Origin of the sequence: Mycolicibacterium fluoranthenivorans, assembly GCF_011758805.1 — a bacterium.
GTDB lineage: Bacteria > Actinomycetota > Actinomycetes > Mycobacteriales > Mycobacteriaceae > Mycobacterium > Mycobacterium fluoranthenivorans.
This window is the reverse complement of record NZ_JAANOW010000001.1, coordinates 241889-256056: the sequence shown is the minus strand read 5'-3', so window position 1 is coordinate 256056 and position 14168 is coordinate 241889. Positions and strand designations below refer to the sequence as shown.

Genomic DNA, 14168 nt, shown 5'->3' with positions numbered 1-14168 from the left:
ATTCAGTCCGGCATCGCGGCGACGATCTGGTCCTGGGTCAGTGGCAACGTCCGCACCCGCACGCCCAACGCGTCGTACACGGCATTGGCGATGGCGGCGACGGTCGGCCCCTGTGACGTCTCCCCGACCCCGAGACTGGGATTACCGTCGCTGGGCATCAACTCGACGTCCACGTGCGGCACTTCGGAGAAACGCAGGATCGGGTAGCTCTCCCAGTCAACGCTGGTGATCGTCAACCCATCGAAGCGGACTCGTTCCTTGCACGCCCAGCTGGTCGCCTGGATCGCGCCGCCCTCGATCTGATTCCGAGCACCGTCGGGATTGATCACCAACCCGGCGTCGACGGCGATGACGAGCCGGCGCACCCGAACCTCGCTGACCGCTTCGACCTCGGCGATCACCGCACAGTATGCGCTGCTGTTCTTGTACCGGGCGTAGCCGATGCCACGCCCGAACGATTCCGCGGGCGTCCACTGGTCCCAACCGAAACGCCGTGCCGCCGAATCGATCACTGACCGGGCGCGCGAATCCTGCAAGTGGCTCAGGCGGTACTCGAGTGGGTCCCGTCCGGCGGCCTCGGCCAGCTCGTCCATGAACGATTCGATGGCGAAGACATTGACGAACGCGCCCAACGCGCGCATCGCCGAGGTACGCAGCGGCATCGCCAGTATCTGATGGTTGATCACCCGGTGGGCGGGGAAGGCATAGCCGGGTACGGAATTACGGCCGGCCGCGCCGCCGAGCTGGAGTGGGGCCTCGGGTCCTGCGACGATGTCCTGGCCATCCGGGCGGTGGCTGGCCGCGAGCAGCCCGATCGGCGACACGAACCCCGGCCGGGTGTTGTGACTGCTTCCCCAGATCTCGTGCCGCCAATCGAGTACCTCACCGCGTGCATCGACGTCGGCCGCCACGCGCACCACCGATGCCGGACCGAAAGGCGCCCACGTCAGTTCATCGGCGCGCGACCACGCCACCTGGACCGGACGGCCCGGCACGGCCATCGCCATCATCACCGCGTCCATGGCCGCGTCATCGGCACCATTGTGGCCGTAGCAGCCAGGCCCTTTGACGTGGTGCACGGTGATGTGGTGCTGGTCGATACCGAAGGCACGGGCCAGTTCTCGCCCCAGCACGTAGATACCCTGGCTGTGGCTCCACACCTCAAGAGTCGGCTGCTCACCCACCTCGAAACGGGCCACGGCGCACGAGGGTCCCATCGCCGCGTGGGCGAGGTACGGCCGGTGGAACACGGCCTCATGCGACGCGGCGACTTGTCGTGCCGGGTCCGGGGGGACGGTGGCTGCGAACTCGGCGAGCACCGTCGACTCGGCCGGCGCGGAGGTCAGGAACGCCGCGAGGTGGTCCTCATCCGGCAAGGTGGGGCGCTCGACCCAGGTGCTGTTCCCCTGCAGCAGCTCGGCGGCGTGCACCGCGACTTCTTCGCGTTCAGCGATGACGCCGAGCACGTTGCCGTCGCGGACGACGGTGACGACTCCATCCACCTCAGTCACCGAAGTGGCATCGACCTCGCTGAGGGTGGCCCCCCGCGACGGCGGCCGCACCATGCGTGCGTACAGCATCCCGTCAAAAGTCATGTCGTGCACGAACCTGGGTGTGCCGCACAGTAATTCTGGTAGATCGACGCGCGGGACACTCGTACCCACCACCCGATAGGAGCTGAGCTCCTTGGGTTCGAACGCGCCGGTGGCGTCACGGTCCAACAGGGCGTCGTCGGCGAGTTCCCAGTAACTGGTGGACCTGCCGTCGACAGCGGTGATGGTACCGTCGCCGACATCGAGCGCACCGCGTGCCACGTCCAGTCGTTCCGCGGCCACGTCGAGGTAGATCGCTCTGGCTTCGGCGCCCACGACGCGTAGTGCCGCACCGGAGTGCTGCACCGACATACTGGCCGCGGTGTATCCCTCGTCGGGAGACAGCCCGGTCTGGGCATCGAGCATCCGAACACGGGCTACGTCGACATCGAGTTCTTCAGCGACGATCTGGGCCAGCGCGGTCAGTACGCCCTGACCGAGTTCGACCTTGCCCGAACGTACTTCGACCACCCCAGTCGGCAGGATTCGAAGCCACGCCCCCAGTCTCGGGTTGGCCCGCAGCGAGGTGGGCAGCTCGCGGACGTCCGGCGTTGTCATTCCATCGCCTGCGCTGCGCCCCGGAGCTCTTCGGCCGCGGCCAGCACCGCGCGGACGATCCGGTTGTGGGCGCCGCAACGACACAAATTGCGGTCCAGACCGGCTCGCACCTGCTCCTCGGTCGGATGATCGTTGTCCGTGAGCAGCCCGACGGCACCGACCACCATGCCGGAGATGCAATAGCCACACTGTGCCGCCTGAGCCGCGACGAAGGCACGCGCAACCGGATGGGGCCGCTCAGGTGTGCCCAGACCCTCGATCGTCGTGATCGTACGGCCGTCGACCGCCCACATCGGCACACTGCACGAGTAGTCCGGGCGCCCGTCGATGAGTACCAGGCACGCCCCGCACAGGCCCTGCCCACAGCCGAACCGAGTCCCTTTGAGTCCAAGGTGATTTCGCAGCGCATACAGCAGCGGGGTATCGCCGTCGGTGTCGACCTGCCGGCGCACACCATTTACCTCGATCGTGTGCATACGCCGCTACGCCACCGTCGTTCCCATTGCCGATCCGGACAGCCGCTTGTCCAGCGAGGGGAACACCCTGAACGTGTTCGCAGTGATCGCGTTGAACTCGGCATCGCTGAGCGCGGCGGAGGTCAGAAAATCGGCCAGATAGTCCTCGTGCACCGACGGCGGTGACAACGGATAGTCCGTGCCGAACAGGATGTGGTCGGCGGTGGTCAGCTCGAGCAGCGGCCCCAACGAGTGGGCGGCATTCGCCGTGTCGTAATAGAGGCCGGCCAATTGCGAGAGGATATCCTCGGCGGTAACCCCCTGCGGATTCGGTACCCAGGGCAACGGGCCCAATGCCGCAACCCGGGCCCACACCGCCGGCAGCGCGCCACCCCCGTGGGCGAGGATCATCGTCATGTTCGGGTAGCGCTGGAAGACCCGCGAGAACACCGCATCCACCACGGTGCGCGGGGTATCGAACACGAACTCCAGCACGGGGCCGGGTCGGCCACATGCCGTCGACTCGAGTCCCGCAGGAGCCGACGGGTGGACAAAGACGGTCGCACCGCGCCGATCCAGTTCGGCGAACACCGGGTCATAGATCGGATCGCCGAAATAGGTTCCTCCGGTATTGGTGGACATCACGAAACCGTCGGCGCCGAGTTCATCGGCGGCGCGGGTGATCTCGTCGACCGCCCCCCGAGGATCCCCGCAGGGAATGGTCGCGAGAAAGCCCAGCCGGTCCGGCAGCATATCGGCCAGCGCCGCCCCTCGATCATTGATATCCCGTACCCGCTCGAGCGGAGAATCCACCGGCATGGACAACAGCTGCAGTGCTATCCCGTGGGCGTCCATGAACGCCAGCGCTTTCTCGGCCACCCATTCTGGCGCCGGCGGGCCGAGGAAGCGATTGGCCGCCAACCAGGCGTGCTCCTGCTCCCGCCCAGCGGTGCTGAGCACGGGAAAGTTGTGCGAATGCACGTCCACGAAACCGGTCGTCTGCCGCCCGCTCACCATGACTCCGCTCGTCAGTACAGTGCTCATTCGTCCTGCTCGTACGCGGTGAACTCTGCCTCGTTCGGTGGCTTCGCGAACCAGTGACAATCACTGGTCCGCGACCGCGGGGGCTCTGCTGAACTGAGGCGCATGCCAGCCGAGGACACCTTCGACCCGACCGTGACATTCGCGCAGCGGCTTGCGATACGCCTCCACGTCAATGGCGACGACGTCACCGCCGAAGTACAGGCGCGGACCACCCTTCTCGACTGGCTCCGTGAGTCACTCGGCTTGACCGGCGCCAAGAAAGGCTGCAACGAGGGGGCGTGCGGGACGTGCACGGTCCTGGTCAACGGCGATCACATGAACAGCTGTCTCACGCTGGCCGTACAGTGCGACGGCCACTCCGTGGTGACGGTCGAAGGGCTGGCCGCTCCGGGCGAGGACCTGCACCCGGTCCAGCGGGCGTTCGCCGAATGCGATGCCTTCCAGTGCGGATACTGCACGCCGGGTCAGATCCTGTCCGCGGTCGCGTGCATCGCCAACGGGCACGCGAGCGACGAGCACACCGTGCGCGAGTGGATGAGCGGCAACATCTGTCGCTGCTCGTCGTATCCCCAGATCACCGCGGCGGTCCTGGCCGCAGCCGCGACGGGCCGCGACCGGTGAGGGATTTCGGCTATGCCCGCGCGACCGACGTCGCCGCCACCGTGGCCACCCTCGATCACGGCAACGCCACCGTGATCGCCGGTGGTACGGAACTCTTGAATTGGTTGCGGCTGGGCATCTCGGAGGACGACAACGTCCTCGACATCGGTGCCGTCGACGAGTTGCACGGCATCACCCGCCGCGGTGACGAGCTGTTCATCGGCGCCTTGACGACGCTCAACGATCTGGCCGCACACCCAGCAGTCGACAACGGCGCTGCGGCGTTGGCGTCGGCCTGCCGTCAGGCCGCATCCGCGCAAATTCGCAACCGCGCTACCCTGGGCGGCAACGTGCTGCAGCGCACCAGATGTCCCTACTTTCGCGCGGAGGCACCGTTGCCGTGGGCCTGTAACAAACGGGTCCCAGGGAGCGGATGTTCGGCACTGACGGGCCATCACGAGCGACAGGCCATCTTCGGCTGGACCGAGCAGTGCGTGGCCGTCCAACCGTCCGACCCGGCCGTCGCACTGGCTGCGCTCGACGCACAGGTCGATGTGACCGGTCCGGCCGGAACCCGCAGCATCGCGATGACCGAGTTCCATCTGACGCAGGAAGAGGCGGCCGCCCAGGGCGATCCGCTGCGCGAGCACCGTCTGGAGCCGGCCGAACTGATCACCGGCTACCGCCTGACGTTGTGCCCAGAGGAAGGGCAGGCGTATGTCAAAGTTCGCGAACGCGCCTCGTACGAATACGCCATCGTGTCGGCCGCCGCGACGGTCCGTAGCGAGGCCGGCGTCATCCGCGCGGCCCGGGTGGCGCTGGGCTCCGTCGCACAGAAGCCCTGGCGACTGACCGACATCGAGCCCCAACTCGTCGGACTCACCCTGGACCGGGCCGTGCTGATGCCCGTGCTCACCCGGGCCATGGCGGCCGCGAAACCCCTGCCCAACAACGGCTTCAAGATCGTGCTGGCCGCGCGCGCGGCGGTGCGAGCGCTGCTGATCGCCGGCGGTACGCCATGACGTCCACCAAGCTGCCCATCACGAGGTTTCCCCGCGTGGAGGCCACGGCGAAGGTCACCGGCGCAGCCCGATACACCGCCGACCACCACCCCGAGGGGATGCTGTATGCCGTCCTGGTGGGCGCGCCGGTGGCGGCCGGACTGCTACGCGGGGTGGACACCGGCGCCGCGGTGTCCTCGCCTGGTGTCGTCACCGTGCTCACCGCCTCGGACCTGCCGGACTTCCCTCTGCTGTCGGAACCCGCCGGGGTGACCGTCATGCCGTTCACCGACAACGTGATTCGCTACGAGGGGCAGCCGGTCGCGATCGTCATCGCCGAGTCCGTCGAGGCTGCCGAGGCCGCGCGCACCCTGGTGTCGGTCGACTGCGCGCCAGCGGATCCGGTGCTGCTCGGTGCGGGCGCCCGCGAGGCGGCCCCTGGCGAGTTCGGCGGGGAATTCACCAAGGGTGACATGGACGCCGCCTGGGCGGACGCCGTCGTCCGCATCGAGCAGACGTACCTACTGGCGCCCCGGCATCATCACGCCATGGAGACCTCGGGCACCGTCGCGCAGTGGGACGGTGACGACCTGACTCTGTGGGACACCGTGCAGGCCAGTTCCACGGTGCCGCCGGTGATCGCTGCCGCACTCGACCTCGACCCGGGCCGTGTCCGCGTCATCGCCCGCCACATCGGCGGGGGTTTCGGCTCCAAGAGCTACGTCTGGCCGCACGAGATCTTCGCCGCGGCGGCCGCCCGGATCGCCGGCAGACCCGTCAAGCTGCACCTGCGCCGAGCCGACCAGTTCAGCAATGTCGGCTACCAGCCATGGATGGAACAGACGATGCGGTTGGCTGCCGAGGCGTCAGGACGGCTCACCGGCATTCAACACATCGCGGTGAACAACGCCGGAATGGTCGATACCCATGTCGAACCCGCGACGCTGTCGAGCCGGAACCTCTACGCGTCGGACGCGATCCGTACCCGGCAGCTCATCGAACGGGTGAACCTCAATGTGCCGACGCCGATGCGGGCACCGCTCGAAGGTGCGGGCCAGTGGGCGCTGGAGTCCGCGATGAACGAACTGGCCGAAGCCACCGGGGTGGATCCGCTCGATGTGCGGTTGGCCAATTTCGCCGAGGTGTCGCCGACCGACGGTCGCCCCTGGTCGAGCAACCGATTGCGGGAGGCCTACGCAGAAGGCGCGCGCCGATACGGATGGCGAGATCGTCACGAACGGGCGCGCACCGACGGGCCGTGGCTGATCGGGCACGGCATGGCGACCTCCACCATGGGCAGCTTTCGCTTTCCGAGCGCGGCTCGGGTCCGGTTACGCGGCGACGGTTCGGTGGTGGTCGAGGCCAATGTGCCCGATATCGGCACCGGGGCAACAACGATTCTCAGTCAGATCGCCGCCGAGGAGCTCGGCGTTCCGCTCGACCGCATCGAAATGCGCTGGGGTGACACACAGTTGCCGGCCGCGGGGCCGTCCTACGGCTCGGCGACCACGATGAGCGCCGGCAGCGCGGTGGCCGCCGCCGCCCGCGAGGTGGTCAAGCAACTCGCCGACCGCGGCATCGAAGGGATCGACGAGCTGATCGGCGAGGGCCGGTTTGCGACTCCGGGCGGCGTCATGAATCTCGACGGCGAGCACACGCCCTCGGCGCTGCGCACCTGGGGCGCGATCTTCGTAGAAGTGGGGGTCGACCGCGATTTCGGGCTGCTCCGGCTGCGGCGTGCGGTCGGCGTGTACTCAGCGGGACGCATCCTGAACCCGGTGACCGCGCGTGCGCAGATGATCGGCGGCATCATCTGGGGCTGGGGCAAGGCCACGCTGGAGGCAAGCGACCAGGACCGGGTCCACGGGCGCTGGCTGGCCAAGAACCTGTCGAACGTGGCGGTCCCGGTCAACGCCGACATCCCGACCGACATCGACGTGTCGTTCGTCGACGAATACGACAACGCGGCCAGCCTGATCGGTGCGCGCGGCATCGGCGAGCTCGGCGCCACGGGTGTGGACGCGGCGGTGGCCGCCGCGGTCCACGACGCGGTGGGTATCCGGGTCCGCGAGCTGCCGATCCTGCCGTGGAGACTGCTTGGCGCGCTGGAGGGATCGTCATGACCAAGACCTGGTTCATCACCGGTACATCCCGTGGGATGGGCCGCGAGCTGCTTCTTCAGGTATTGAGACGCGGCGATACCGTCGCCGCGACGCTTCGGCGGCCCGAACAGCTCGACGACCTGGTGGCACACTTCGGGGATCGGTTGTGGCGGCGCGCGCTTGACGTCACCGATTCCGACGCCGTCCGCCACGTTGTCGGTGAGGCGTTCGGCGATCTGGGGCGTATCGATGTCATCGTGTCCAACGCTGGATACGGGGTGTCCGGAGCGGCGGAAGATCTCGGGGACGATCACGTCGAAGCGTTGATCGCCACCAATCTCACGGGCTCGATCCAGCTTGCCCGCGCGGCAATACCGCACCTTCGTGCGCAGGGCGGAGGCCTGTTGATGCAGATGTCGAGTATGGGTGGGCTGGTCACCTTTCCGTCTTACTCGGTCTATCACGCCACCAAGTGGGGTATCGAGGGCTTCTACGACGCCCTCGCCTACGAGTTTGAGCCGTTGCGCATCGCCACCACGCTGATCGAACCGGGAGTCGTACGCACCACCTTCTTCGATGCCGCCGAGCGGATTCCGGCGAGTGCGCCCTACCGGGGTGGGCCGGCCGATCAACCACCACCCACAACTGAGGAGATGACCGACAGCCCGGAACTCATCGCCGCAGCAATCATTCGGGCCGCTGATGCGGACCCGCCGCCGCGGCGCCTGGTGCTCGGCTCCGATGCGTGGACTCTGATCACCCAGGGTTTGTCCAGTCGCCTGATCGAGGTCTCGGCGCAGAGGGACAACGCGGTCTCTGCTGACTTCCCGGCAGAATCGGGCCCCCAGTAGCGTTTCGATTCCGGCGATGATCCCATGCTGTGGGAGAGGTTCTCCCCCGTTGTCCCGCACTGACTCGAATCCGTGCACGGATCTGTAGTTTTGGCAAATAATTGATGCGTCCCGCGGACAATCGTGCCAAGATCGCCACTGGGGGCATCTGGTGCAAAGACCAATGGGACGGCCGATCGGAGTTCGCGGATCAGAGACGCGAGAGCGAATAATCGCGGCTGCCCGCGAAGTCTTCGGTGAAGTCGGATACGAAGGCGCGACGACAGGCGAGATCGCACGCCGAGCGAGCGTCACGCGCCCGGCGCTGCGTTGCTACTTCCCATCCAAGCGGGCCGTCTATGACGGAGTACTGGCCGGGGCGAGTGCTGATATCGCTGCGGCGGTCGCGGCCGCCGCACGCGAAACGACACTGCTCGAGCAACTCACCGCGTTCACGGCGATGATCGTCTCCGACCGGCGCCGAGCCACGTTCTTCGCCACCGTGGTCCTGGACTCCTACCGCCACCCCGACTTGAAGAATCGCCACTGCGCACCGCGCGAAGATGCCCTGGAATTCTTGACAGCGGCGGTGGGCGACGCTGTCGAGCGGGGTGAGCTGGCCGACGACACCGACACGGCTGCCGTGGTGGAGATGCTCTACGCGGTGATGGTCGGCGCCAGCCTGCACGGTGGGTTTGCCGACGCGGAGATCGAGGACACCGCGGCGGTCGAGAGGTTGCGCAGACTGTTGTCCGGGGCATTCGGCGGCTGACGGCGGTGCGGCGTTCTCCGGCACGCCGATATGTCGAACATCGGCGCCGCCGAAGTGGCATGCGGGCGAATCGCTTTTCATGCCAATCGGATTCACTCGTCCTTGCGCCGTAGAGGCCGACACCTTCGCTTGCCGGACAGGAAATGACCGCGACGAGGCAGACCGGCTACGCTGCCGTCTCATGGGCACGCGCCGAGGAGTCATCGCCATCGCAGCTGCCACCGGCGCGCTGGTGGTGGTCGGCGGCGCGACACTCGCTGCGCTCCACCTGCAGGCCGACGAGACCCCCGGTTCACCCCTTCCGAGCCAGCCGGCGACCACGGCCTCGCCGTCATCGTCCAGTGGGCTCGCCCCCGGTGCCCTCGCCGAATATGACCAGCAGCTGGTGACCAGCTTGCGCTCCCACGGGCTCAGCATCGCGAACCCGTCCATGACGGCGCGCGATGCACATCTCATCTGCGCACGGCTGCAGCACGGGCAATCCGTGGCGGAGGTGAAGCGGGACTATACGCAGGTGTCACAAGGTGATTCGGCCGTCGCGGATCTGTTCGTCTCGACGGTGATGAAGATCTATCCCAGTTGTCCGTGACCACGGGCGCGCTTGCGCTGTGTGAGAGCCGGCCGAATCGGCTGTTCGATCGCGGTCGAGCCGCGGCCGCCGCCGCGTAGGCGGTCACTTCTGGGCCAGGGCCTCCACGATGGCGGCGCAGAACGCCGGGAGATCGTCGGGCGAACGACTGGAGATCAGGTTTCCGTCGACCACGACCTCGCGGTCCACGACCGAAGCGCCCGCATTCTGCAGATCGATGCGAAGACTCGGGTAGGAGGTCAACGTCCGTCCCTTGGCCACACCCGCGTCGATCAACGTCCACGGGGCATGGCAGATGACGGCGACCGGCTTGCCCGATTCGACGAAGTCATGCACGAAGGTCACCGCCTTGGCATCACTGCGCAGTTTGTCGGCATTGACCGTGCCACCAGGAATCACCAACGCATCGAATTCGGCGGGCGTCACCTCCGCCACCACACGCTCGACCGGAGTCTCCCCTGCCGGCTCCAAGTCATGGCTACGCATACCGATCGAACCACCGTGCAGTGACAGGAGTTCGGTACTGGCCCCGGCGCCGCGCAACGCCTCCCGAGGTTCTTCCAGCTCACGACGCTCGACGCCGTCGGTGGCAAGTATCGCCACCCTCTTGCCCTCCAACCGCGCAATGCTCTCCTCCAGCGCCTGTTCGGCCTGTCCGGCGAAATCAGCCAACTCCGCGATCGACTCGTCGCCTTCCTCAGCGCGCATGGCGAACTCCCCACTGGATTGCGTTCGGATGAGATGGTTGCCTACCCCTGCCTTTCGGTTCCGAAACGCCACCAGGCCGAAAGATACGCGTCGTCCCGCGAGGCAACACGGATAACAGCAGTCACATTGTTAACATCGCGCGGTGTCCGACTCGTCGTGGATGACCAACCAGCCGCGCGTCAGCCCGGTGTCCCGCCGTGACGCGCTGCGCTACGCGGCCGCTGCGACGGCCTTGACCGGACTGGGTGCGGCAGCGGCACGTGCCGGCGCGCCCACGGCGTCGGCCGCCGCACCCACGCTGATCGACTTCGCCATGCGTCAGATTCCGGCCCGCGACATCCTGGCAGCGGGGCACGCCGGGGTGATCAATTACGTCTCGACGTCACGCCCGGGCTCGTCGATGGGTGCCAAGCCGATCACCCTGCCTTACGCGCAGTCGCTGGCCGCCGCCGGGCTGGCGATCGTCAGCAACTATCAATACGGCAAGCCGGGCGGAACCGCACCGTCGGACTTCACCCGGGGTTACGCCGGCGGCGTGGCCGACGCCCGCACCGCATGGCAGCTCCACACCGCCGCCGGTGGCGGCCAGAGCGCACCCATCTTCTTCAGTGTGGACGACGATATCGACCGCGATACCTGGAACAATGTTGCACTGCAATGGTTTCGGGGAATCAATTCGGTACTCGGCGTGCAGCGCACCGGCATCTACGGCGGTATCAGGCCATGCCAGTGGGCCACCACCGACGGCGTCATCGGACGGTCCCGTTCGCCCGGCCACGTCTGGGCGTGGCAAACCCGGTCATGGTCGGGCGGTCAGATCTACCCCGCGGCCGTGCTCTACCAGCGCGTGGTGAGCACCGCATCGAATCCAGGCCCGGTGGTCGGCGGGCTCGAAGTCGATGTCAGCGATGCCCTGGCCCAGGATGTGGGCCAGTGGAACCTGCATCCGTGAGGGCTGAGCCAACAGAAGCCATCGCTCACCCTTCTGCCGCTCGGCCCGCCGATTAAGCTGGGGTGAACGGTGGGCGCAGCGTTGACCCCTGGTTCAGGATCTGGTGGAGGACATTTATGCGCTGGCGGCTGCCGAAATGGGCGATGACGAGCATGGCGACCGTCGGGGTGGCACTGCTCGTGAGCGGTTGCGAGGCGCAGGCCGAGGGTGCGCCTGCCACCGCGGAGAACACTCCGCCGGCGACATTCGCTCCGCAAGCCCCGCCCGGCGAGCCGGCGGCGCCACTGGCCGGACTCGACGCCCGTGTCCGTCAAGCCACCGCCGACGCGGCGAAGTCCGGGGCCGATATCGAGGCAGTCGTACTGGACCGCACCACCGGCCAGACCGTCTCCAACGGGACCAACAGGCCCTTCCCGATCGCGTCCGTGGTGAAACTGTTCATCGCCGACGACCTGCTGTTGCAGGAGGCGCAGGGTAAAACGACACTATCGGCGTCCGACCGCCAGCTGCTCGACCTCATGCTGCGCTCGTCCGACGACGGCGCCGCCCAGACGTTCTGGGACCGTAGCGGGCAAAACGCCGTCATCGCACGCATCAAAGCCCGATACGGGTTGCCGGGCACGACAGCGCCGTACAACGAGCACTGGGACGTCACGCAAAGCACCGCAAACGATCTCGTCCACTACTACGCCATGCTGTTGGACGGCAGCGGCGGGCTGCCACCCGAACAGGCCGGCATCATCATCGGCGACCTCGCGCAATCCACGCCGACGGGAAGTGACGGGTACCCGCAGCGGTTCGGCATACCCGAGGGGCTCTATGCCGAACCGGTCGCGGTAAAACAGGGCTGGTTCTGCTGCTGGAACGGCGCCAACCAGTTGCACGTGTCCACCGGTGCCATCGGACCCGACCGCCGCTATGTGATGGCGATCAGCTCCCTGGATCCCGACGACGCCGCCACCGCCCGCGCGACCATCACGCAGGCCGTCAAGACGATGTTCCCGGGCGGGAAGATCTGAGACGCAGCCGGATTCAGGAGCCGGCTCATTCATCCGTACGCGGCATCGAGGAAACGGCCTCGCACCTCAGGCGTCGGGATCGGACAGGTGTCGTAGCGGCCACCGACGAGGTAGCGTCGCGCGGCGAAAAGTTCATAGAGCCTGTCGCGTACCCGCGCCGGAATCACGCGTCCAGCCAGCGCCAGTCGCCACCAGCCGCCGAGATACGCTGCGACCCGCAGCAGCGCCGCCGAACGGATCTCCACCGCCTCGGTGGGCCGGCCGACGTTGCGGATGTACACCGCCGAATCGATGCCCACCAGTTCCGGATGGCGCGCCGTCACGTCGCGGGCGAAGTCACTGTCCAGGGCTGCGAACCGTAGGGTGCCGCGGCGATCGAATCGCAGGATGGTGCGTACCGCGCTGTTGCAGACGCCGCACACACCGTCGTACAGCAGGACCGGCGCGTCGAGCGAGGGCTGCGCTGCGTTCATCCGGACCTCCCCTCCAGAGAAGCCATACCGTCTCGTCGATCATCGCAAACATTGACCTGGTCTTCTGCGGACTGTTCCCAGGATCACGTCAGCGCCATGCCGGGGATGCGCGCGGATCGCTTCGAGGTCGGCCTCGTCGGACACGCCTTGGAAGTCGTTTCGCGTGGTGGACTTTCGCCTCGTCCGGGCACTGGGGGATCAACCTCAGAATCGCGGGCTCCCTCGACGACGGGGCGCCTTAGGCTGGATAGGTCATTGCTGCGCAACCGGAAGGAGTTTCGAGTTGCCGAGCTCTGACGAGTACGACTCGAACGCCATCGCCCGGGTGAATGCGCGAGCCTGGAATATCGAGGTTGCCAACCATCATTGGGCGACCGTGCCTCTGACCGACGACGAGTTCCGCGACGCGGCGCGCCACGGGTTTCCGGTGTCGTTGACAGGATCTCGGCCGGTGCCCGTCGAGTGGTTCGGTGACCTCACGGGCCGACGGGTGCTGTGCATCGCCTGCGGGGGTGGACAACAGGCGGTGCTGCTCGCCGCGCGCGGCGCTGTCGTCACTTCCTTGGAGAACTCCACCCAGCAACTGCAACACGACCTCGACACCTGCGCCAGGTTCGGTCTGTCGGTGACCGCCGTCATCGGTTCCATGGACGATATGCGTATGTTGCCGGCGTCGGCATTCGACATGGTGGTGCTCGGCATGGGGTCGCAGTTCGTGGCTGACATTCGCCCGGTGTTCGCGCATGTGCGCCGCGTCCTCACCAGCGAGGGCGCCTTCATCGGGGCCTTCATCAACCCGGTCTGCTATGTGTTCGACTGGGCCGCTCAGCTGGCCGGCCGGCTCGAGGTGCGGCACCGGGTGCCGTACTCGGATCTGGCATCGCTGACCGAGGAGGAACGGCTCACCCTCTTCGGACCCGACGCACCACTGGAATTCGGACACAGCCTCGAACAGATCATCGGCGGTCTGTCAGCGGAAGGCCTGCGTATCAACGGATACCTTGAAGAGTTCGACGCGCGCGAACAGGTGGGTAAGTACTTTCCGAGTTATTTCGCGTTGCGCGCTGACTGAGCGGCCGGTGACGGTAGGCCTTGGCCCGAAAGCAGAGCGGTGACCTTGCTGCGCTTGGCGTCCAGGTCGCGCAACTGGCCATCGATATCGCGCAACGTCGCACGGATCACCTCGGCCACCTGCGGGCACATATCCAGGTCGTCACCGTTCATGCACGGCAGCACTTTTCGGATGGTGTCGGCGCTGAACCCCGCATCGATCAGGGCCCTGATCCGTTTGACCGATTCGACGGCCGATTCGGGGTAGTCGCGGTATCCGTTCGAGTGACGATCGGACTGCAGCAGGTGCTGCTCCTCGTAGTAGCGCAGCGACCGGGGCGATACGTCGCAGCGTTGTGCCAGCTCGCCGATCCGCATGGTGCCTGCCTATGTGATGGTGGTCTCACGAAGTTGACCTTGACG

The 14168-nt window shown here is 66.8% G+C and carries 15 protein-coding genes; 9 read left to right on the top strand and 6 right to left on the bottom strand.

Features of this window, described 5'->3' with window-relative positions; all coding sequences use genetic code 11:
- Positions 1 to 2: 2 nt before the first annotated feature.
- Genes FHU31_RS01300 through FHU31_RS01290 form a run of 3 tightly spaced genes read right to left on the bottom strand, consistent with a single transcriptional unit; the run spans position 3 to position 3649 of the window.
- Positions 3 to 2150: a xanthine dehydrogenase family protein molybdopterin-binding subunit gene (locus tag FHU31_RS01300; protein WP_167154900.1), complete on the bottom strand. Its 2148-nt coding sequence runs from the start codon at positions 2148 to 2150 to the stop codon at positions 3 to 5.
- Entirely contained in the window at positions 2147 to 2626 is a 480-nt protein-coding gene (locus FHU31_RS01295; RefSeq protein ID WP_167154897.1) for a (2Fe-2S)-binding protein, read from the bottom strand. The genes FHU31_RS01300 and FHU31_RS01295 overlap by 4 nt, the downstream gene beginning before the upstream one ends.
- Before the next feature lie 6 nt (positions 2627 to 2632).
- Positions 2633 to 3649, bottom strand: coding sequence for an amidohydrolase family protein (locus tag FHU31_RS01290; RefSeq protein WP_167154894.1), 1017 nt, complete (start codon positions 3647 to 3649; stop codon positions 2633 to 2635).
- 102 nt (positions 3650 to 3751) lie between these two features.
- Here FHU31_RS01290 and FHU31_RS01285 point away from each other — a divergent pair, with 102 nt between their 5' ends.
- The 6 genes from FHU31_RS01285 (at position 3752) to FHU31_RS01260 (ending at position 9543) form a co-directional block, all read left to right on the top strand.
- Complete coding sequence (locus FHU31_RS01285) at positions 3752 to 4270, top strand: (2Fe-2S)-binding protein (RefSeq protein ID WP_167154893.1); 519 nt, start codon at positions 3752 to 3754, stop codon at positions 4268 to 4270.
- Positions 4267 to 5271, top strand: a complete 1005-nt coding sequence (locus FHU31_RS01280; protein ID WP_167154890.1) for an FAD binding domain-containing protein — start codon at positions 4267 to 4269, stop codon at positions 5269 to 5271. Before FHU31_RS01285 ends, FHU31_RS01280 begins: the two co-directional genes overlap by 4 nt.
- The gene (locus FHU31_RS01275; RefSeq protein WP_167154887.1) at positions 5268 to 7373 is read left to right on the top strand and encodes a xanthine dehydrogenase family protein molybdopterin-binding subunit; all 2106 of its coding nucleotides are present in this window, start codon (positions 5268 to 5270) and stop codon (positions 7371 to 7373) included. The genes FHU31_RS01280 and FHU31_RS01275 overlap by 4 nt, the downstream gene beginning before the upstream one ends.
- A complete protein-coding gene (locus FHU31_RS01270; protein WP_167154884.1) occupies positions 7370 to 8203 on the top strand; it encodes an SDR family oxidoreductase in 834 nt (277 codons plus the stop codon). The genes FHU31_RS01275 and FHU31_RS01270 overlap by 4 nt, the downstream gene beginning before the upstream one ends.
- Before the next feature lie 163 nt (positions 8204 to 8366).
- Entirely contained in the window at positions 8367 to 8954 is a 588-nt protein-coding gene (locus FHU31_RS01265) for a TetR/AcrR family transcriptional regulator (protein WP_167154882.1), read from the top strand.
- 181 nt (positions 8955 to 9135) lie between these two features.
- On the top strand, positions 9136 to 9543 hold the full coding sequence (locus tag FHU31_RS01260) for a DUF732 domain-containing protein (RefSeq protein WP_167154879.1): 408 nt from the start codon (positions 9136 to 9138) through the stop codon (positions 9541 to 9543).
- 84 nt (positions 9544 to 9627) lie between these two features.
- On the opposite strand, the gene FHU31_RS01255 is transcribed toward FHU31_RS01260, so the two are convergent.
- On the bottom strand, positions 9628 to 10251 hold the full coding sequence (locus tag FHU31_RS01255) for a type 1 glutamine amidotransferase domain-containing protein (protein ID WP_167154876.1): 624 nt from the start codon (positions 10249 to 10251) through the stop codon (positions 9628 to 9630).
- A gap of 160 nt (positions 10252 to 10411) precedes the next feature.
- On the opposite strand from FHU31_RS01255, the gene FHU31_RS01250 reads away from it, so the two are divergent.
- Together FHU31_RS01250 and FHU31_RS01245 are read left to right on the top strand one after the other, a co-directional pair.
- The gene (locus FHU31_RS01250; RefSeq protein ID WP_167160487.1) at positions 10412 to 11203 is read left to right on the top strand and encodes a DUF1906 domain-containing protein; all 792 of its coding nucleotides are present in this window, start codon (positions 10412 to 10414) and stop codon (positions 11201 to 11203) included.
- Positions 11204 to 11319: 116 nt separating this feature from the next.
- The gene (locus tag FHU31_RS01245) at positions 11320 to 12222 is read left to right on the top strand and encodes a serine hydrolase (protein ID WP_167154873.1); all 903 of its coding nucleotides are present in this window, start codon (positions 11320 to 11322) and stop codon (positions 12220 to 12222) included.
- Positions 12223 to 12251: 29 nt separating this feature from the next.
- On the opposite strand, the gene FHU31_RS01240 is transcribed toward FHU31_RS01245, so the two are convergent.
- On the bottom strand, positions 12252 to 12695 hold the full coding sequence (locus FHU31_RS01240; RefSeq protein ID WP_167154869.1) for a thiol-disulfide oxidoreductase DCC family protein: 444 nt from the start codon (positions 12693 to 12695) through the stop codon (positions 12252 to 12254).
- 283 nt (positions 12696 to 12978) lie between these two features.
- Between FHU31_RS01240 and FHU31_RS01235 the strand changes: the two genes are divergently transcribed.
- Positions 12979 to 13767, top strand: a complete 789-nt coding sequence (locus FHU31_RS01235) for a class I SAM-dependent methyltransferase (RefSeq protein ID WP_167154866.1) — start codon at positions 12979 to 12981, stop codon at positions 13765 to 13767.
- Here the strand turns inward: FHU31_RS01235 and FHU31_RS01230 are convergent.
- Positions 13743 to 14123 carry a MerR family transcriptional regulator gene (locus FHU31_RS01230; RefSeq protein ID WP_167154863.1) on the bottom strand — a complete coding sequence of 127 codons (381 nt, stop codon included), beginning with the start codon at positions 14121 to 14123 and terminating at the stop codon, positions 13743 to 13745. The two genes, FHU31_RS01235 and FHU31_RS01230, sit on opposite strands and share 25 nt — an antisense overlap.
- Positions 14124 to 14168: the final 45 nt, after the last annotated feature.

Coding starts and splice junctions, on each gene's coding strand:
- FHU31_RS01270 (WP_167154884.1), top strand. CDS start 7,370: ATGACCAAGACCTGGTTCATCACCGGTACATCCCGTGGGATGGGCCGC.
- FHU31_RS01300 (WP_167154900.1), bottom strand. CDS start 2,150: ATGACAACGCCGGACGTCCGCGAGCTGCCCACCTCGCTGCGGGCCAAC.
- FHU31_RS01230 (WP_167154863.1), bottom strand. CDS start 14,123: ATGCGGATCGGCGAGCTGGCACAACGCTGCGACGTATCGCCCCGGTCG.
- FHU31_RS01290 (WP_167154894.1), bottom strand. CDS start 3,649: ATGAGCACTGTACTGACGAGCGGAGTCATGGTGAGCGGGCGGCAGACG.
- FHU31_RS01295 (WP_167154897.1), bottom strand. CDS start 2,626: ATGCACACGATCGAGGTAAATGGTGTGCGCCGGCAGGTCGACACCGAC.
- FHU31_RS01285 (WP_167154893.1), top strand. CDS start 3,752: ATGCCAGCCGAGGACACCTTCGACCCGACCGTGACATTCGCGCAGCGG.
- FHU31_RS01275 (WP_167154887.1), top strand. CDS start 5,268: ATGACGTCCACCAAGCTGCCCATCACGAGGTTTCCCCGCGTGGAGGCC.
- FHU31_RS01245 (WP_167154873.1), top strand. CDS start 11,320: ATGCGCTGGCGGCTGCCGAAATGGGCGATGACGAGCATGGCGACCGTC.
- FHU31_RS01255 (WP_167154876.1), bottom strand. CDS start 10,251: ATGCGCGCTGAGGAAGGCGACGAGTCGATCGCGGAGTTGGCTGATTTC.
- FHU31_RS01265 (WP_167154882.1), top strand. CDS start 8,367: ATGGGACGGCCGATCGGAGTTCGCGGATCAGAGACGCGAGAGCGAATA.
- FHU31_RS01260 (WP_167154879.1), top strand. CDS start 9,136: ATGGGCACGCGCCGAGGAGTCATCGCCATCGCAGCTGCCACCGGCGCG.
- FHU31_RS01250 (WP_167160487.1), top strand. CDS start 10,412: ATGACCAACCAGCCGCGCGTCAGCCCGGTGTCCCGCCGTGACGCGCTG.
- FHU31_RS01240 (WP_167154869.1), bottom strand. CDS start 12,695: ATGAACGCAGCGCAGCCCTCGCTCGACGCGCCGGTCCTGCTGTACGAC.